18 protein-coding genes are annotated in these 17281 nt (G+C 41.3%); 10 read left to right on the forward strand and 8 right to left on the reverse strand.

Going from position 1 to position 17281, the window contains the following annotated elements; translation table 11 throughout:
* Positions 1 to 24 precede the first annotated feature (24 nt).
* Positions 25 to 1842, forward strand: a complete 1818-nt coding sequence (locus G498_RS0100970; protein ID WP_035744372.1) for a hypothetical protein — start codon at positions 25 to 27, stop codon at positions 1840 to 1842.
* Positions 1843 to 1877: 35 nt separating this feature from the next.
* Here G498_RS0100970 and G498_RS0100975 read toward each other — a convergent pair whose 3' ends face one another.
* Together G498_RS0100975 and G498_RS0100980 are read right to left on the reverse strand one after the other, a co-directional pair.
* Positions 1878 to 2312: an RrF2 family transcriptional regulator gene (locus G498_RS0100975; protein WP_026979417.1), complete on the reverse strand. Its 435-nt coding sequence runs from the start codon at positions 2310 to 2312 to the stop codon at positions 1878 to 1880.
* 149 nt (positions 2313 to 2461) lie between these two features.
* A complete protein-coding gene (locus G498_RS0100980) occupies positions 2462 to 2950 on the reverse strand; it encodes a GNAT family N-acetyltransferase (RefSeq protein WP_026979418.1) in 489 nt (162 codons plus the stop codon).
* A 27-nt stretch (positions 2951 to 2977) separates the two neighbouring features.
* On the opposite strand from G498_RS0100980, the gene ribD reads away from it, so the two are divergent.
* The 5 genes from ribD (at position 2978) to G498_RS0101005 (ending at position 8377) form a co-directional block, all read left to right on the forward strand.
* Positions 2978 to 4021, forward strand: a complete 1044-nt coding sequence (gene ribD, locus G498_RS0100985) for a bifunctional diaminohydroxyphosphoribosylaminopyrimidine deaminase/5-amino-6-(5-phosphoribosylamino)uracil reductase RibD (protein ID WP_026979419.1) — start codon at positions 2978 to 2980, stop codon at positions 4019 to 4021.
* On the forward strand, positions 4014 to 4613 hold the full coding sequence (locus G498_RS0100990) for an HAD family hydrolase (protein WP_026979420.1): 600 nt from the start codon (positions 4014 to 4016) through the stop codon (positions 4611 to 4613). The genes ribD and G498_RS0100990 overlap by 8 nt, the downstream gene beginning before the upstream one ends.
* A 7-nt stretch (positions 4614 to 4620) precedes the next feature.
* Positions 4621 to 5229: an IMPACT family protein gene (locus G498_RS0100995; RefSeq protein ID WP_026979421.1), complete on the forward strand. Its 609-nt coding sequence runs from the start codon at positions 4621 to 4623 to the stop codon at positions 5227 to 5229.
* Positions 5230 to 5303: 74 nt separating this feature from the next.
* Positions 5304 to 6590 (forward strand): M43 family zinc metalloprotease, encoded by a 1287-nt coding sequence (locus tag G498_RS0101000; RefSeq protein ID WP_026979422.1) that lies wholly within the window; start codon positions 5304 to 5306, stop codon positions 6588 to 6590.
* A 209-nt stretch (positions 6591 to 6799) separates the two neighbouring features.
* Positions 6800 to 8377 carry a T9SS type A sorting domain-containing protein gene (locus G498_RS0101005; protein WP_026979423.1) on the forward strand — a complete coding sequence of 526 codons (1578 nt, stop codon included), beginning with the start codon at positions 6800 to 6802 and terminating at the stop codon, positions 8375 to 8377.
* A 9-nt stretch (positions 8378 to 8386) separates the two neighbouring features.
* On the opposite strand, the gene G498_RS0101010 is transcribed toward G498_RS0101005, so the two are convergent.
* Positions 8387 to 8791 (reverse strand): acyl-CoA thioesterase, encoded by a 405-nt coding sequence (locus G498_RS0101010; RefSeq protein ID WP_026979424.1) that lies wholly within the window; start codon positions 8789 to 8791, stop codon positions 8387 to 8389.
* A gap of 189 nt (positions 8792 to 8980) precedes the next feature.
* Between G498_RS0101010 and dnaA the strand changes: the two genes are divergently transcribed.
* Genes dnaA through G498_RS0101025 form a run of 3 tightly spaced genes read left to right on the forward strand, consistent with a single transcriptional unit; the run spans position 8981 to position 11601 of the window.
* Entirely contained in the window at positions 8981 to 10408 is a 1428-nt protein-coding gene (gene dnaA / locus G498_RS0101015) for a chromosomal replication initiator protein DnaA (protein WP_026979425.1), read from the forward strand.
* A gap of 1 nt (position 10409) precedes the next feature.
* Entirely contained in the window at positions 10410 to 10877 is a 468-nt protein-coding gene (locus G498_RS0101020) for a low molecular weight protein-tyrosine-phosphatase (protein WP_026979426.1), read from the forward strand.
* 4 nt (positions 10878 to 10881) lie between these two features.
* Entirely contained in the window at positions 10882 to 11601 is a 720-nt protein-coding gene (locus G498_RS0101025; RefSeq protein ID WP_026979427.1) for an SAM-dependent methyltransferase, read from the forward strand.
* Here G498_RS0101025 and G498_RS0101030 read toward each other — a convergent pair.
* The 5 genes from G498_RS0101030 to dapF all read right to left on the reverse strand — a co-directional run bounded on the left by G498_RS0101030 (position 11598) and on the right by dapF (position 15674).
* Positions 11598 to 12239, reverse strand: a complete 642-nt coding sequence (locus tag G498_RS0101030) for a hypothetical protein (RefSeq protein WP_026979428.1) — start codon at positions 12237 to 12239, stop codon at positions 11598 to 11600. The two genes, G498_RS0101025 and G498_RS0101030, sit on opposite strands and share 4 nt — an antisense overlap.
* Before the next feature lie 98 nt (positions 12240 to 12337).
* Positions 12338 to 13258 carry a DUF2279 domain-containing protein gene (locus G498_RS0101035; protein WP_394330609.1) on the reverse strand — a complete coding sequence of 307 codons (921 nt, stop codon included), beginning with the start codon at positions 13256 to 13258 and terminating at the stop codon, positions 12338 to 12340.
* Positions 13259 to 13260: 2 nt separating this feature from the next.
* Positions 13261 to 14301 (reverse strand): endolytic transglycosylase MltG, encoded by a 1041-nt coding sequence (gene mltG / locus G498_RS0101040; RefSeq protein WP_026979430.1) that lies wholly within the window; start codon positions 14299 to 14301, stop codon positions 13261 to 13263.
* Between the two features lie 4 nt (positions 14302 to 14305).
* A complete protein-coding gene (locus G498_RS0101045; protein ID WP_026979431.1) occupies positions 14306 to 14842 on the reverse strand; it encodes a GNAT family N-acetyltransferase in 537 nt (178 codons plus the stop codon).
* A 49-nt stretch (positions 14843 to 14891) separates the two neighbouring features.
* Complete coding sequence (dapF, locus tag G498_RS0101050; RefSeq protein ID WP_026979432.1) at positions 14892 to 15674, reverse strand: diaminopimelate epimerase; 783 nt, start codon at positions 15672 to 15674, stop codon at positions 14892 to 14894.
* A 133-nt stretch (positions 15675 to 15807) separates the two neighbouring features.
* Here dapF and G498_RS0101055 point away from each other — a divergent pair, with 133 nt between their 5' ends.
* Positions 15808 to 17199, forward strand: coding sequence for a Do family serine endopeptidase (locus G498_RS0101055; protein WP_026979433.1), 1392 nt, complete (start codon positions 15808 to 15810; stop codon positions 17197 to 17199).
* Positions 17200 to 17281 lie beyond the last annotated feature (82 nt).

Raw genomic sequence — 17281 nt, forward strand, 5'->3', positions numbered from 1 at the left:
TATTTGCGAATTAAATTCAATACAATGAAAAGCACTCTAAAAACCAATTCCTTACATACTTTCCACATACCCGTCATGGGATTGGCGTATACCATAGACAGTCCTATCCGTGTGGCGCAATACGGTATTTCGTCGGTAATTTCCATTATGGATGATGAACTCATCGAAAAAATGAACGCTTTTTACAGCAAAAAATTCAATTTGCCCTATCAGGAAATTTCACAGAAAATAAGTGATTACCGCGCCAAACGCATCACTTCCTATTTAAACACGGTCGACAAAATCGTAACTTCAAAATTCGAACATTTCAAAACCGAACTTTCGGAAAGCAAAGCCGCCCTGGAAAATTTCATTACGATGTTGCCGAACAAATCTGAAATTAAGAAAGGACTGGAAAATTTCCTTCAGGAAGGTTGTATCATCAAAGAGAACATCAAAAATTATCTGGAGAAAAATCTTTATCCCGGAGCAATTGACATCAATATCATGACAAAAGTCGACAAGGACAATTTCGACAAAAAAGAACAGCTTCCCATAGAATTCAACGATGCGCACGCCGCTTTACGGGGTTTTGCCAACAGCACTTTAAATTCATCCGTGGTGCTGTCTGCCGGTATGAATCCGAGACTGTACAGTTATTTTGAAAGCTTTCCGGATTTCTTTCCCGACGAAAATTCAGCACTGAAGAAAAAAATCATCCTGAAAGTAAGCGATTTCCGATCGGCGATGATTCAGGGCAATTTTTTGGCTAAAAAAGGCTTGTGGGTTTCCGAATACCGCATCGAATCCGGCTTAAATTGCGGCGGACATGCTTTTGCCACCGATGGCTTTTTATTGGGCCCGATTTTGGAAGAATTCAAACAGAAAAAAGAAAACCTGATTGCTTCTGCACATGAATTGTTGTGCAAAGCGTTGCAACAAAAAAACCTTCCCGTACCCGAAGCACCTCTGGATTTAAAAATCACCGTTCAGGGCGGCGTGGGAACTGCCGAAGAACACGAGTTTTTACTCGATTTTTACAAAACGGATTCCGTGGGCTGGGGCTCGCCTTTCCTGTTGGTTCCGGAAGCGACGTCATCGGATAACGACACCCGAGAATTACTGGCAAAAGCCAAAGAGGAAGATCTTTATCTGAGCAATATTTCACCGCTGGGCGTTCCGTTCAATATGGTTAAAGGAACAACTAATGAGCTGCTGCGGGAAAAACGTATTCGCGAAAATAAAGCGGGAAGTTCCTGTCCGAAAAAATATCTGGCGCTGAGCAAAGAATACGATAAAAAAGGTATCTGCACCGCATCCCGGAAATATCAGGAGTTAAAACTGTCGGAACTCGAATCCGAAAAAGAAAATCTGTCGGATAAGGAATATGCTAAAAAACAAAGAACCATTACAGAAAAATCCTGCCTCTGCATCGGTCTGGCGAACGCTTCCTTGTTGGAAAACAATATCAAAATTAAAGGAGAAGCACAAGGCGTAGTGGTGTGTCCCGGACCCAATATTGCGTATTTCGACCGACAATATTCTTTGTTTGAAATGGTACAGCACATCTACGGTTACAAATCCGTGTTAAACAACGTGAAGCGTCCGAACCTGTTTGTAAAAGAACTCTCGCTGTACCTGAACTATTTCAGAAAGGAGGTACAGGAAGCCTTAGAATCGGGAAATACCGCACAACAAAAGAAACTGAACCATTTTAAGGAAAATCTGCTGTCGGGCATTGAGTATTACCGGAATCTTTTTGCGGGCGGAAACTATTTCCAAAAAGAGAAAGAAGCGATTCAGAACCAACTGAACCAATACAAAACAGCACTCGAAACCGTAGAAATCGGTGCGTTGGTATAACAAAAAAAGGCTTGAAAATTCAAGCCTTTTTGTTTTTAATACCGTAAGAACGTATATCCGGACTTAATGCCTAAAGCCAACTCTTCCAAGGTAGTGTTTTCCAGCATCGTTATTAATTCTGCTTTTATGAATTTGAATTTGTCGTGCACCGGACAAGGACGTACTTCCGAACAATCGCGAAGTCCCAAACCGCAACCTCTGAAAATCGAATCGCCGTCTATGGCTTCAACGATATCTGCCAGTTTTACCTCTTTCATTCGCGTCTTTTCAATGCTGAACCCGCCTCCAACTCCTTTGGCCGAACTCACAATGTTGCGATGTACGAGTTTCTGAAGGATTTTAGCCGTAAAAGCCACCGGAGAATCAATTTCCTCCGCGATTTCTTTCTGCCCGACTCTGTTGCTTTTTAAAGATTCGGACGCTATAAAAATAGTGGCTCTGATTCCGTATTCACATGCTTTTGAAAACATAGTCTTATCTTGATTATCTGGTGTTCAATCACTCTGCAAAATACAAATTTTGAGATTCATTCAAAACGGATTTTCAAAGTAATCGTACTATTTTTGAAAAAGAGACAAAAATATCGTATTTTAAAAACAAATCAAAGAAAACAACTTTTTTATTCCAAAAGTTTCAGCATCCAGACCGGACAGGAAGAATGACCCGTGCAGCCCATCGGTTGCTCAAGATAGGTAAACCCTGATTTTACATACAGTTTCTGCGCCGCTTCCATGTATGGCATGGTTTCGAGGTAACATTGCTCAAAACCAAATGCTTTTGCTTTTTGCAGACAAAGCTCCATCATCCTTGCTCCGATTCCCAAGCCGCGTGTTTCGGGTAAAAAATACATTTTCTGTAATTCACAAACTTTGGGCGAACCGTTGGCCAAGGGCGCAATTCCGGCACCTCCGATGATTCTGCCTTCTTTTTCGACTACAAAATACACCGAATTCGGTTCGGAATACGTTTCAAACATGCAATCCAGCTGCGGATCGGCGTATGCAGTGCCCACCTTCGGCACGTTAAATTCCTCCAAAACACTGCGGATTACTTTCGCAACGGAAACATTGTCAGCCTTTTGGATTTCCCGTAAAATCACTTCGCTCATTGTCAAGAAATAGCTTAATTTTGCAGGGTGAAGATACAAGAAAAATATATGCAGCGCTGCATCGAATTGGCGAAAAACGGTTTGGGAACGACGTATCCGAATCCGATGGTGGGCAGTGTGATTGTACACGACGGCAAAATTATCGGCGAAGGCTGGCATCGGAAAGCCGGAGAACCTCATGCCGAAGTAAATGCCATTAATTCCGTTACCGACAAATCGCTGCTTCCAAAAGCGACCATTTACGTGAGTCTGGAACCGTGCAGTCATTTTGGCAAAACGCCGCCCTGCGCTGATTTGATTATCCGACACAAAATCCCAAACGTGGTTATCGGTACGATTGACCCTTTCGCGAAAGTGGCCGGAAACGGCATCAAAAAACTAATGGAAGCCGGTTGCAATGTAACAGTTGGCGTTTTGGAAGATGAATGCAACGAACTCAACAAACGTTTCTTCACTTTTCATCAGCAGAAAAGACCGTATGTTATTTTGAAATGGGCCGAAACTGCCGACGGTTTCATCGCGCCGAAAACCAAATCGGAACAAAAACCAGTGTGGATTACCAATCCGTATTCGAGACAATTGGTGCACCAATGGCGCAGCGAAGAACAGGCGATTTTAGTAGGCACACAAACCGTTTTGGACGATAATCCGAAATTGGACGTTCGGGACTGGAAAGGCAACAATCCGGTTCGGGTGGTTTTGGATCGGACAGGAAAGATTACATCAGGTTACCATGTAAAAGACAATTCCATAAAAACGATTATTCTTACCGAAAATCGAAATTCTGAAAATTTTGAAGCTGTTTTTTTCGAAAATTGTAACTTTGCTAATGCACTGGCAAAAACGATTACCGAAGTACTTTACAGGTACGGTATTCAGTCTGTAATTGTTGAGGGCGGACGACAAACGCTTCAAACTTTTATCGATGCGAATATCTGGGACGAAGCCAGAATTTTTAAAGGAAACCAACTTTTTTCAGAAGGAACGCCTTCTCCGAAATTACAAGGTAACCTAATCCAAAAAAAAATGATTCTTGAGGACGAATTATTAATGTTCAAGAACTATGATTGACACCATTATTTTTGATTTCGGAAATGTTTTTATCAATCTGAGCCAGGAAGCGCCTTTTGACCATATGCGCAAAATCGGATTGACCTGCTGGAATGAAGATTTAGACAGCCTGAACAAGCGTTACGAAAAAGGCAAGATTGACGAATTACAGTTTTTTAAGGCTTTTCAGCGTTATATTCCCAACCGGGAATTAGACGAGATCCGGGAAGCCTGGAATTCCATTTTATTGGATTTCCCGTTGTATCGTTTGGAGTTTCTGCAAAAATTAGCCACCAAATACCGTTTGTTTCTGTTAAGCAATACAGACAAAACGCATATCGATAAATTCGAACACAAAGTGGGCATGACCTTCAGCCGCGACTTTTACCAATGTTTCGAAAAGGTGTATTTTTCGTATGAAATCGGACTGCGAAAACCCGATCCGGAAATTTTCAATTACATTATCAACCGTCACAACTTAGATCCGCAACGCACCCTTTTTGTAGACGACAACCGCCACAATACCGAAGTAGCCGCTAATTTAGGACTTCAGGTCTGGAATTTGGAAGTCGGCAAAGAAGATGTGGTAGATTTGTTGGATAAAAACTGGTAACTGCCCCTTGGAACAGGATTCGTATAAAACCTTAGCTTCCCCTTCGGAAGAAGTGCTCTATAAAGAAAAAAACAGCAAGTTTTTCGGTTACGCCTTTCCGGTTACTACGGAAGAAGAAGTGAAAAGCATCGTGGAAAATCTGAAAAAACAACACTTTTCTGCCCGGCATTGGTGTTATGCTTTTCAATTGGGTACCGAAAAAATCCAGTACCGCGCCAATGACGACGGCGAACCAAACAATTCGGCCGGCATGCCCATTTACGGACAAATCCAGTCTTTTGAAGTTACTAATGTTCTGGTAGTGGTCGTTCGTTATTTTGGCGGCGTAAAACTGGGTGTCGGCGGCTTGATTTCTGCTTACAAAACCGCTGCGCAAATGGCTTTGGAAGTTTCAGACATTGTTGAAAAAACCATCGACATTCATTACCTGGTTCGCTTCGATTACAAAAACATGAACAAAGTGATGCGGATCATCAAAGAAAAAAATCTGGATATCATTGCCCAGAAAATGGAAATGAGTTGCGAAATTGAAATTGCTACCCGAAAAAAAAATGCCGAAATGATTTTCGACACTTTTTCGAATTTGTATGAGGTGGAGATTTTACAACAAAACTGATCTTTTTTGTCAGAATAATCGTTTTTTTTGTTTGTATAGTTAAGTTTCATTTTTTTACAAAAAATCTTATAAAAATGAAACAAGTTTATCTTTATTTATTATTGCTCTTCTCAATAACTTTTAATGCTCAAGAGACAATAAGCTGTGGCACAGACGATTTCGAAATCAATCTTAACGCATTCCCGCCTCCTCCCGGTGAACTAACTTTAGTTGATAATGACACCCCCATGGTTTTTAATATTTTTTTTCATTATGTAAAAAATAGTGATGGTCAATTTACAGGATTACCCGATTTACCAGGATATGGCGTAAGTGAAATAGGAATTTTAAATGCAGTTCGCTCTTTAAATTTGTCATTTAACCCGCACAATATCTATTTTAAGTACCTCGGTTATCAAATAATTAATGACCCAACACCGAATGGTTCGTACACCAACCTCACGCAAACACAAAACCTGATTGACGAATATGCTCACCCAAATGCTTTCAACTATTTTGTTGTAAACAGCATTCAGAGTTCTCCAGGAGGATTACCCGTTTCAGGATTTGCCATGCCTAATAGCCCAAATATGTTTTTCACAAAAGGTATATTTACCGATAATACTAGTCAAACCAATCTAGCCTTAACTGCTCATGAAACAGGCCATGTCTTAAATTTAAGGCATGCATATTTTGGTTTCAACAATGCTCAGAATTGTGAAAGAGTGACCCGTGACCCACTAAACCCTTTGTACAATGCCACAACTCATGGTGATTTAGTAGCCGACACTCCTGCACAACCGGACTATCCGTGTTGTGTTCAAACCGATTGTTCGATCCCAATCAACGATACGACGCACACTAATTATTATGGCGAAACGTATGAAAATATAAATATTGGTAATTTCATGAGTTATTTGTTAACCTGCAATCGTCATTTCACAAATGGTCAGGCACAACGAATGCACCAATCTGTTCTTAACAACTGGAATTATTACTCACCATGTATGAATACCGTTGAAAGCCTTTACCAACCTTTTGAAGCAATAGGCATAGCAGGCTCAACCGTGGTTAGCATTCAAAACAATAACGACGGTACGGCCAATGTTTGCCGAAACCTACTTATGAAACACCGTTTCCAACCCGGGTTTACTTATGAATTCCCGGACAGTTTTGGAGAAGACCCTTTAGCAGCCAATGTAAATCAGGTTCCGGTAATTAAAAACAACACCTTTAACTTTAGGGTAAAAATACAACAATTAAGCGGTATACATTATGAAACGGTTTTAGTTAACTGTTCCAAGATGGTTATTTGTCAAAACGAACCTTATATTAAGGGGATGCTCATATCCACACAAACACTTTTGGCTCTACCAATATAACTGTTCAAGAACTTAACCAAGAACAAGTTAACAACCCTAATTTATACGAAGCCTTAACAGAACAACATTACCATATCCTACAAAAAGAAACAGATCACGGTGCTGTTAAAGAAGAAATTATATACAAACCCTGAAAAACAAATCCGCTGGGAAATTTCCCAGCGGATTTTTAATTAATTTTACTTACTCGTAAACCTAAAGCTGTCAGCATGAAAACGATTATCCCTTTTTTTCTTCTTTTACCTTTTTTTCTATTGGGGCAAACCCCAACCCTGGGGTGGCAAAAAACGTTTGGAGGCAGCGAAATTGATTTTTTAACACACTGTATTACAACCAGTGATAACGGGTTACTACTTACTGGCTATTCATATTCTAATATCTCAGGAGACAAAACCGAGAATTCAAGAGGAAGTGCCGATATCTGGGTGATTAAATTGGATGCCCAAAAAAATACGGTTTGGCAAAAAACTATTGGTGGAAACGATGACGACAGCGTATCATCAGTAATTGAAACCACAGACGGTTATATTTTAGGAGGGTCATCCAATTCAAATGTCTCCGGAGAAAAAACCGAAAATTCGAGAGGAGAATCAGACATCTGGGTTATAAAACTTAATTTCTCAGGAACTATACTTTGGCAAAAAACCATTGGAGGCATTGGTCTTGACTTTACTTCCGATATTGATAAAACTTTAGACAACGGCATTATTATCGGGGCTTACACTTTCTTATCGGGTATTTCCGGAGAAAAAACGGAACCCGATTATGGCGACGTCGATTATTGGGTACTAAAATTAGATGCCTTAGGCAATATTGTTTGGCAAAAAACCTATGGTGGTTCTGGTGAAGACGTTCTCTATTCTATCAAACATACGCCAGATGGAGGTTATATTATGTGTGGCGATTCCATTTCACCAATTTCAGGCGTAAAAACAGAAGGCGCTAACGGCTGGGATTATTGGGTTATTAAAACCGATGCTTTGGGAAACATTCTATGGCAAAATACAATTGGAGGCATCAACGCAGATTCTTGGCCCTACCTTTTGGTTACCAGCAACAACGATTACCTGATAGCCGGTTCTTCCCGTTCGCCAGTTTCGGGGGATAAAACGGTAAGCAATTATGGTGACCGCGATTTCTGGATTGTAAAATTAGACTCCGCCGGAAACATCATCTGGGATAAATGCTTTGGAGGAAACGACAGTCAGGAAGTTAAAGCTCTTATTGAAACTCCAGACAACAACTATATACTTGGTGGCTGGTCTACTTCTCCAATTTCAGGTACAAAAACAGAAAATTCACGAGGTGTTAATGATTATTGGCTGGTAAAAATAAATCAAAATGGAACACTTTTGTGGGACAAAACAATTGGCGGCACTGATGCTGACCAAATAACCTCTTTAGCCTTAAAAGACAACAGCCTGATTGCCGGAGGTACTTCTCGTTCCTCTATTTCAGGCGACAAAACCGAAAATTCAAGAGGTAATTTCGATTATTGGCTGGTAGAACTTGAAAACATCAACTTAAACAATGAAGCTTTTCAAAAACCAAATGTTATACTATACCCTAACCCAACAGCTAACGGTATTGTGAATATTGACTTAGCAGGATTTTACAACAAAGCGACGGTTAAAGTGTATAATGCTATTGGGCAAGCTGTTTTTGAAAAAGAATATCATAATACTTCAATAATTACAGACAGCTTCATCAAACAATCTGGAGTTTACTTTTTCAATCTTGATTTAAACGATTCAATAAAAACAAACTTTAAAGTAATTTTTGAGTAAAGATTAGCTTTACACCAATTCATTTAACTTTTCCGTAATGTATTCCGGTGGTAAAACCGGTCGCCCGGTTTTCATATCCACAAACACTAAAATAGAGTTTCCGGTTGTTAATAACTCACCCTTTTCATTGACAATTTGGTAGTCAAATTCTATCTTAACAGAGGTCTGGCTTTTAAAGAGGGTACGCACCGTTAACAGGTCGTCGTAACGCGCCGGTTTTTTGTAATTCATCGACAGCGAAACTACCGGAAGCATCACGCCATTTTCTTCCATCCAACGATAGGAAACCCCCAGATTTCTTAGCCATTCCACGCGTCCCATCTCAAAATACTGGGCATAATTCCCGTGATACACCACACCCATCTGATCGGTTTCCGCATAGCGAACACGCACCTGAAACTCGTAATTTTTCATCTTAATATTATGTTAATTTATTTCAAATATTATTTAAAAAATGCGTACAATTTTTTTTTTACAAAATCAATATCAAAATGATTTTTTTTTGAAAAATTTTGTCCACATATTTGTCTTCCCAAATCTTAGAAAGGTAACCTCAGAAAACTTTTGTAAGACAATTAATAAATCTAATTTATGCTTGAGTATATGAACAAAACTGCGCAATCGGTATGGGATAACTGTCTTCTTTTCATAAAAGACAATATTCAGGAGCAGGCCTACAAAACCTGGTTCGAGCCGATCAAGGCAGTGGAGCTTTCTGACAATGCACTCTATATTCAGGTACCCAGCAAATTCTTTTACGAATGGCTGGAAGAGCATTACGTTAAATTATTAAAAGTCGCCCTTACCAAAGAACTTGGACAAGGCGCAAAGTTACTTTATAAAATTAAAATGGAGAACAAACTTGGCAACAAACTTCCGTTTACGGAACAGTTACCAAGTAACAACCACGCTGCGGTAAAACCTCAGGAAGTGGACGCTCCGATTCAGAACAAAAATCCGGAATTAAAAAACCCATTTGTCATTCCAGGTATCCGCAATGTAAAAATCGAATCACAGTTAAATTCGAATTACAATTTCGACAATTTCCTGGAAGGCGAATCCAACCGTTTGGCGCGTTCGGCCGGTATGGCAGTTGCCAACAAACCGGGCGGTACTTCTTTTAACCCGTTGTTGTTCTTCGGTGGTGTCGGATTGGGAAAAACGCACCTTGCGCACGCCATCGGAGTGGAGATCAAGGAAAAGCATCCGGAAAAAACGGTTTTATACATTTCCGCAGAAGTATTCACGCAGCAATACACTGATTCGGTTAAGAAGAATACAAGAAACGATTTCATTCATTTCTACCAGTTAATTGATGTTTTAATTATTGATGACGTGCAGTTCCTGTCCGGAAAAGCAGGAACGCAGGACGTTTTTTTCCACATCTTCAACTATTTACACCAAAACGGAAAACAGGTTATCCTGACTTCCGACAAAGCGCCGGTAGACATGCAGGATATTGAACAGCGTTTGCTGTCCCGTTTCAAATGGGGCTTATCCGCCGAAATCCAACAACCGGATTACGAAACCCGGGTTGCCATTCTGAAAAACATCCTGTTCCGCGACGGAGTGGAAATGCCGGAAGAAATCGTGGAATACGTGGCGAAAAACATCAAAACCAACATCCGCGAACTGGAAGGCGCCATTATCTCTCTGATTGCACAATCGTCGTTCAACCGTCGTGAAGTAACGCTGGAGCTGGCCAAACAGGTGGTGGAGAAGTTTGTAAAAAATGTAAAACGCGAGGTTTCCATCGACTACATCCAAAAAGTAGTTTCCGATTATTTCCAGTTGGATATGGAAACGCTTCAGTCGAAAACCAGAAAACGCGACGTGGTCCAGGCCAGACAATTGGCGATGTTTTTTGCAAAGAAATTCACCAAATCGTCTTTGGCGACCATCGGTTCCCAAATTGGCGACCGCGATCACGCAACCGTATTACACGCCTGCAAAACGGTTGACAATTTAGTAGCCACCGACAAACAATTTAAAAAATACGTGGAAGACATCCACAAAAAGTTATCGCTATAAAATGCCGGTAAAAATACTCATGGTCTGCCTGGGGAACATTTGCCGTTCCCCGTTGGCGGAAGCCATCTTACAATCCAAATTATCCAAAACCGACTTTATCGTTGATTCCGCAGGTACCGGAGGCTGGCATATCGGGCAAAAACCTGACGAGCGTTCCATCCAGACCGCTTTGGAGCACGGGCTCGACATTACCCAACAACGCGGCCGACAAATTCAGCAAACCGATTTTGAAATTTTTGATTACATTTATGTGATGGACCGGTCCAATTATAAAAATGTACTCGCAATTGCACCGGACGCTTCGGGAAAATCGAAAGTTAAAATGATACTGAACGAATTGCACCCGAATGAAAATCTGGATGTTCCCGATCCGTATTACGGCGGACAGGACGGTTTTGAACTCGTTTTCAAATTATTGGACAACGCCTGTACTGTCATCGCTGAAAAATTAACGTCAAAAGAACTGTAAAATCATGAATGCTTACGGAAAACTTTACCTCATCCCTACCACTTTGGGCGAAATGAATCCTGAAGAAGTACTACCGGTTACGGTTAAGCGCACCCTAGCAGTGATTGACGATTACATTGTGGAAAACGAAAAAACAGCCCGTCGTTTCATCAAAAGCGTTTTGCCCGAAAAAAAACAACCTGATTTAAACCTTTTCGCCTTAAACAAGCACACAGACATAACCGAACACTACGAGTTTATCAAACCCCTTTTGGAAGGAAAAAACATGGGACTGATGAGTGAAGCCGGCTGTCCTGGGGTCGCTGATCCCGGAGCGGTTATTGTAAAACTGGCACACGAAAAGGGCATTCAGGTCGTTCCGCTGGTTGGTCCTTCGTCTATTTTATTGGCAATGATGGCCTCGGGGATGAACGGCCAGAGTTTTGCTTTTAACGGTTATCTGCCCATCGACAAATCAGAGAAGAAAAATGCGCTGAAGAATTTTGAAAGGCTTTCTTTTGAGAAAAACCAGTCGCAATTATTTATCGAAACGCCTTACCGCAACAACAAACTGATGGAGGATTTACTGCAGATTTTACAGCCTTCCACCCACCTGTGCGTAGCTTGCGACATCACGCTTCCTACGGAACATATCAAAACGTTTACCGTTAACCAATGGAAAAAAAATAAGGTCGATTTGCATAACCGACCTTGTATCTTCATTCTCCACAAAATGAATTCCTAATTTAATTTTACCATGGCATTCGGATTTGCCAGAATGTTGGAAGTATCATAACCTCCAAACCGTTTGATATACGTTCGTAAATTTGTTCCGAATCCATCTGTAAAACCACTGCGCCCGTTGCTTCTTAAATAACTTTTCACCGAGCCTGCCCCGCCTAAATGTGCGGCTGCCAACAATCCGGATTCGGTTATTTTCACACCGTTAATGACTCTGCCTTCGTAACGACTGATCTCTTTTCGGAGTTCCCATTTGTTCCTGGCTAAAAGTGCTTTAAACGCTTTCTCCTGTAATCTCGGGTTCTTTAAAAACTCGTTGGTATTGTAAATTCCCACGGTTCTTAAAGTGCTTTTACCAAACTGGTATTTACCCATATAACCAAAAGTATTTACCAATCTGTACTGTCCTAAAGATTCCTTGATTGCCAAGGCCTGCTTAAACCCTACATACGACTTCCCGGTAAAAGGCAAATCGTAGTATACTTTCTCAGTTTCTTCTTTGGTAGGGACCAGATAATTAATTACCTCATCTTCTTCAACGTGAAATCCTTCCAATTTCTCAGGTTCAAAAGCCTTAAAACCGGAACTGATTAACGTTATCAGAAGTGTCAGTCCCAAAAAATACGTCCATTTTTTTGTCATAAATTTTGTTTCTTCACCTGCTGTCACCATGGTGAAATTACCGACTACAAAGATAGGCTTCAAAAAACAAACCTGAAAATCAAGTAGTTAAAGTTTTACTAAAAATAGATAAAATGCATTTTTGTCCGAGCAAACTGATTGATTTCCAGGGCGGGAGCCGGAATTTTAACGGTGTTAAAAAGTGTGAAAAGTGTCTTTAAGGTATGTGACTGGGTCTCAATTTTGGTTAAATCGACATCGAAGCTGAGATAAAACTGACGGGTTCTGTGGTTTTCAAAGGCAAATTCTTCGGGAATCGTTGCTTCGTTTCCTGAAATCATGCCTTCTGCACCATAACCAAATGCCAAATTCAGCCATTTCGGAATAAATTCCGCCTTCGTAAAGGCATATAAATTAGCCGATAACCAATACGTCTGTCCGTTGTAATCTTTCAGGAGTTCTTCGTTAAAACCTTTCCCTAAAGTTTCCGGTCGCAGTTTCGCGTAACGGGTACGGTGAAAGGAGAATTTCGGAACAATGCGCTGTTCTTTCCAAAGCAATTCCTGAGAAACATAAAGTCCGGTTCCGGCGGCATTGGCGATTACATCGCCCCATGAAGCACCCCATTCCTCGGAAAAGCCGTCGAATACTTCCACGGTCGTCAGAAAGGCAAAACCCAAAGTCGCACCATAAACTAATTGCTGTTTTTTATTGGCACCAGACCAAGCTAAAGTTTCAGCACCCAATCTTCCGATATGATACGTGGAATACAAATGCCCAATTTTGTCCATCTGCTGCCAGTCGTCGTTATCATTCTTAAAGTGAAAAGACGATTTCGGGTAATCTTTATACCAGATTTGATTCAGACCAATGAGCGTTCCGCCCAAAAGTGTCGCTTCGGTAACATAAACCGTATTTTTTCTGGGCAGATTTACAGTATCAGAAGGTGTTAAAAAAGCATTCAACTTTGATTGTGCCTGTCCACCCCATTGCAGCAACAGTGCTATCCAAAGCAAAACGAAAGTCGGAAACTTGTTCAAAATTATCGGTTGATTCCTAATTTACTTACCCACTCGGCATATTTTTTGGCATTCGCCTGATGGGCTTCGTAAGTAGCCGCAAAATCATGGTAGCCTGCCCGGTCTACGCTGGCACAAAAATAAATATAGTCGTGCTGCTCTGCATTTAAAACGGCATCGATGGCTGAAATATCCGGCATGGCGATTGGTCCCGGCGGCAATCCGGTATGGATATACGTATTGTAAGGGGAATTAATCTTTAAATCTTTAAAAAGCACGCGTTTAATCACCTGATCAAAATCACCGGATTCGCGTTTTACCGCGTAAATAACAGTCGGATCGGCCTGTAACGGCATTTCCTGTTTCAATCGGTTTAAGTAAACACCTGCTACTCTTGGTCTTTCGCTCACTTTTGCGGTTTCTTCGTGAACGATTGCTGCCAAAGCGGTTACCTGCTGCGGTGTCATATTTAAGGCTTTTGCTTTTGCCTGACGTTCTTCGTTCCAGAATCTTCTGTACTCTTTGGCCAGCTTGTCGCGGAATTTGGTTGGCGACACATTCCAGTAAAACTCATAAGTATTCGGAATGAACATCCCTAAAATATTCTCTTCGTTAAAACCGTTTTCCGCCATAAAAGTGGAATCGGTAAAAACCTGCGTCAGCGTCAAACTGTCCGGTTCGATTTGGGAAGCCATGCGTTGCACTAATTTCCCCAATGACTCCTGATTGTTGAAGGCTAATTTCACCGGAACGTTATGACGTAAGGACGACACGATACTGAAACTGTTCATTCCTTTTTTCAATAAAAATTTTCCGGGATTTACGTTTGCGTTATAACCTCTTTTTTCGGCCACAAACTGAAACTTATCCAGACTTTCCACATAAGGTTCCATTATTTTTTTCACCTCTTCGTAGGTGGAGTTGGTCGGAATATACACAAACACTTCGCTTTCGTTAAACTTGGTATTTGCTGTAAATGCTTTCAGATATACTACTACGCCAAAAATTGTAGCGACCAACAATATGGCTACTGAAACAAGGGAAACTATTCTTTTAGGGTTCAAAATTTTATTTGTTAATTGGGTTAATTAATTGATACAAACCTTCATCGGTGTAGTGATTCTGAAAACGGTTCCAGTCTTTTTTTATCCCTACGCACCGGAAGCCAAAATTAGTAAAAAGGTTGATACTTGCGTTATTCTCACTGCCGATATTTGCATACAGCTGGTGCAACTGCAACTGAGTGAACGAATACTTAATCAGCAACTCCAGCGCTTCGCTGCCAATGCCCTGATTCCGGTGTTCCTGCTTCTGAATAACAATCCCTACTCCCGCCCGCTGATTTCTCGGATCGAAGTCAAACAAGTCTATCAAACCGATGGCCTCCGGGGTTCCGTTTTTGCAAATCGCCAGACGCAATTGTTTCGCTTCATAAATATCCTGCTGCGCATTCTCCAGATACTGACGGATTAAAAACCGACTGTACGGCGTTTGCGTATTGCTCACTTCCCAGATGGATTCGTCATTTTCTATGGCATAGACAAATTCCAAGTCTTCGGGTTCAAGCGCGCGCAGGTAGATTGTATTTCCTTTTAGTGTGATCAACGGATGGTTAGATGGTTGGTTATTAAATTATTAGATTGCTGAAATCATTTTACACTTCTATTTTTCCTTCAAAAACAAAGGTGGCCTGACCTTTCAGAAAAACGTGGGAATAAATACCGTTTTTTTCCGTGAAGGAAACCTCTAATGTGCCGCCTTCCACCTGCAGCTCGATGATAGAGCTGTTGGTTTTTCCCGTGGCTTTCATGGCGATGGCTACCGCTGTGGCTCCGGTTCCGCAAGATAAGGTTTCGTCTTCCACACCTCTTTCATACGTGCGTAACGCAAATTTATTTTCATCGGTTTGGGATACAAAATTGACATTGCTGCCGGCCTGACCGTACAAATCGCTGAAACGGATTTTTGCGCCCTGATTGCGGACATCGAAAATATGCAAATCCTCTACCATCTGCACGTGATGCGGCGAACCGGTGTTCAGAAAGACGTGGTTTTCGTGTTCCTGAACCTCATCGACATCTTTCATCTGAAGCGAAACAATTCCTTCCTCATTGATGGTCGCATAATGCAAACCGTCCGTAGCGATAAAGGTCGTTTCAGCATCGATGATTCCCAATTGTTTTGCAAAAGCTACCAGACAACGCCCTCCGTTTCCGCACATCGAACTTTCGTTGCCGTCGGAATTGTAATACACCATCCGGAAATCTGTCGAATCGTCATTTTCCAGCAATATCAGACCGTCGGCACCAATGCCAAAACGTCTGTCGCAGAGTTTTTTAACCAGTTTGGTATCATTTTTGGGGAAATGCAAATCGCGGTTATCGATCATTACAAAATCATTTCCGGTGCCCTGATATTTATAAAAAGTGTAGTACATCTGATTGTCAATTAAGTAACAAAAGTACGAATATTAATAACAAGTTAAAGTCTGTTAAACGAGCGTTAAACCATTTTTTAAAATTGACGAAGTTTTTAATTTTACTGTTAAATCTTTAAATACATTTTACATTATGAACAAATTTTCAAGCTTATTGGTCGTATCTCTGTTAAGCGGAACAATTACGCTTGGCGCTTATAAATTATTTTTGGAGGAAAATCCAGGTTCAGAAAGTAAACTTTCGATAACATCGGACAATTACGCCCGAAACGTAAGTCTTGGTGCAGAAAATGTAGATTTTACCACGGCTGCCGAAAACGCAGTGCATTATGTGGTACACGTAAAAAACGTTACCGTATCTGAAATTCCTTCCAACCCGATTATGGAATATTTTTACGGATATCGGGGCGGACAGCAGCAAACTCAAATCGGAACCGGTTCGGGAGTCATTATCACCGAAGACGGTTACATTGTAACCAACAATCACGTAATCCAGAATGCCACGGAACTGGAAGTAACTCTAAATAACAACAAATCGTATAAAGCAAAATTAATCGGTACCGACAGCAAAATGGACATCGCACTGTTAAAAGTCGATGCCGAAGAAAAACTGCCGTATGCCACTTTCGGGAATTCCGACAATATGAAAGTGGGCGAATGGGTTTTGGCAGTCGGAAATCCTTACAACCTGAATTCTACTGTTACGGCAGGAATTGTATCGGCGAAAGCCCGAAATTTAAGTAAAGACGGCATTCAGTCATTCATTCAGACCGATGCAGCCGTGAACCCCGGAAACAGTGGCGGTGCTTTGGTTAATACACGCGGGGAACTGGTGGGAATCAACACGATGATTTCTTCACCAACCGGAAGTTATGCGGGTTACTCGTTTGCCGTTCCGTCTAACATCACCCGAAAAATCATCGAGGATTTAATGGAATACGGCAACGTACAAAGAGGCGTTTTAGGTGTGGAAGGCCGTGAACTGAACAGCGCTGCTTCCAAAGAATTCGGTGTAAAACAAACACAGGGTTTTTATGTGAATGCCGTGTCGAAAAATTCAGGTGCTGAAAAAGCCGGACTAAAACAGGGCGACATCATCGTGCGATTAGACAATCAGCCGGTTAACAGCTTTACCGACTTGTCCTCTTACATCAATACCAAACGGCCAAATGACGTGATTCAGGTAGGCATTATCCGAAATGGTGATGAGAAAACCGTACCGGTTCGCCTAACCAAAAAAGAATTGGTGAATGTAGATTACAACGGTTTCGAGTTTGAAGATTTAGATGCCGCCGACAAAAAGCGCTTCCGATTGAATGAAGGCGTAAAAATCAAAGACGTATCCAACGAAGAATACATGGAATATGCCGAAGTACTGAAAGGAAGTGTCATTCTGCGCATCGACGGCAACAAAGTAACCTCGATGGAACAGGCTTCGCGTATTCTGAACTCGAAAGCAAACAATCAGAAATTCCGTGTGGAACTGATTACGCAGCGCGGCGAACGCCTGCAGATGTTCCTGTAATCCGTATGAAAGCATTTAAAACAGAACCCGGTCGAAAGATCGGGTTTTTGTTTTTTTTAGCAAAATATTTTTCGCCAATCTG

The sequence above is a fragment of the Flavobacterium suncheonense GH29-5 = DSM 17707 genome, assembly GCF_000430025.1.
Taxonomy (GTDB): Bacteria; Bacteroidota; Bacteroidia; order Flavobacteriales; family Flavobacteriaceae; genus Flavobacterium; species Flavobacterium suncheonense.

What these genes read in the sequence shown, in the direction of transcription:
- G498_RS0101025 (WP_026979427.1), top strand. Translation starts at nt 10,882, where the DNA reads ATGAATGCTTACGGAAAACTTTACCTCATCCCTACCACTTTGGGCGAA.
- G498_RS0101005 (WP_026979423.1), top strand. Translation starts at nt 6,800, where the DNA reads ATGAAAACGATTATCCCTTTTTTTCTTCTTTTACCTTTTTTTCTATTG.
- G498_RS0101010 (WP_026979424.1), bottom strand. Translation starts at nt 8,791, where the DNA reads ATGAAAAATTACGAGTTTCAGGTGCGTGTTCGCTATGCGGAAACCGAT.
- G498_RS0100975 (WP_026979417.1), bottom strand. Translation starts at nt 2,312, where the DNA reads ATGTTTTCAAAAGCATGTGAATACGGAATCAGAGCCACTATTTTTATA.
- G498_RS0101055 (WP_026979433.1), top strand. Translation starts at nt 15,808, where the DNA reads ATGAACAAATTTTCAAGCTTATTGGTCGTATCTCTGTTAAGCGGAACA.
- G498_RS0100970 (WP_035744372.1), top strand. Translation starts at nt 25, where the DNA reads ATGAAAAGCACTCTAAAAACCAATTCCTTACATACTTTCCACATACCC.
- G498_RS0101000 (WP_026979422.1), top strand. Translation starts at nt 5,304, where the DNA reads ATGAAACAAGTTTATCTTTATTTATTATTGCTCTTCTCAATAACTTTT.
- G498_RS0100980 (WP_026979418.1), bottom strand. Translation starts at nt 2,950, where the DNA reads ATGAGCGAAGTGATTTTACGGGAAATCCAAAAGGCTGACAATGTTTCC.
- G498_RS0100990 (WP_026979420.1), top strand. Translation starts at nt 4,014, where the DNA reads ATGATTGACACCATTATTTTTGATTTCGGAAATGTTTTTATCAATCTG.
- dnaA (WP_026979425.1), top strand. Translation starts at nt 8,981, where the DNA reads ATGAACAAAACTGCGCAATCGGTATGGGATAACTGTCTTCTTTTCATA.
- dapF (WP_026979432.1), bottom strand. Translation starts at nt 15,674, where the DNA reads ATGTACTACACTTTTTATAAATATCAGGGCACCGGAAATGATTTTGTA.
- G498_RS0101030 (WP_026979428.1), bottom strand. Translation starts at nt 12,239, where the DNA reads ATGACAAAAAAATGGACGTATTTTTTGGGACTGACACTTCTGATAACG.
- G498_RS0101020 (WP_026979426.1), top strand. Translation starts at nt 10,410, where the DNA reads ATGCCGGTAAAAATACTCATGGTCTGCCTGGGGAACATTTGCCGTTCC.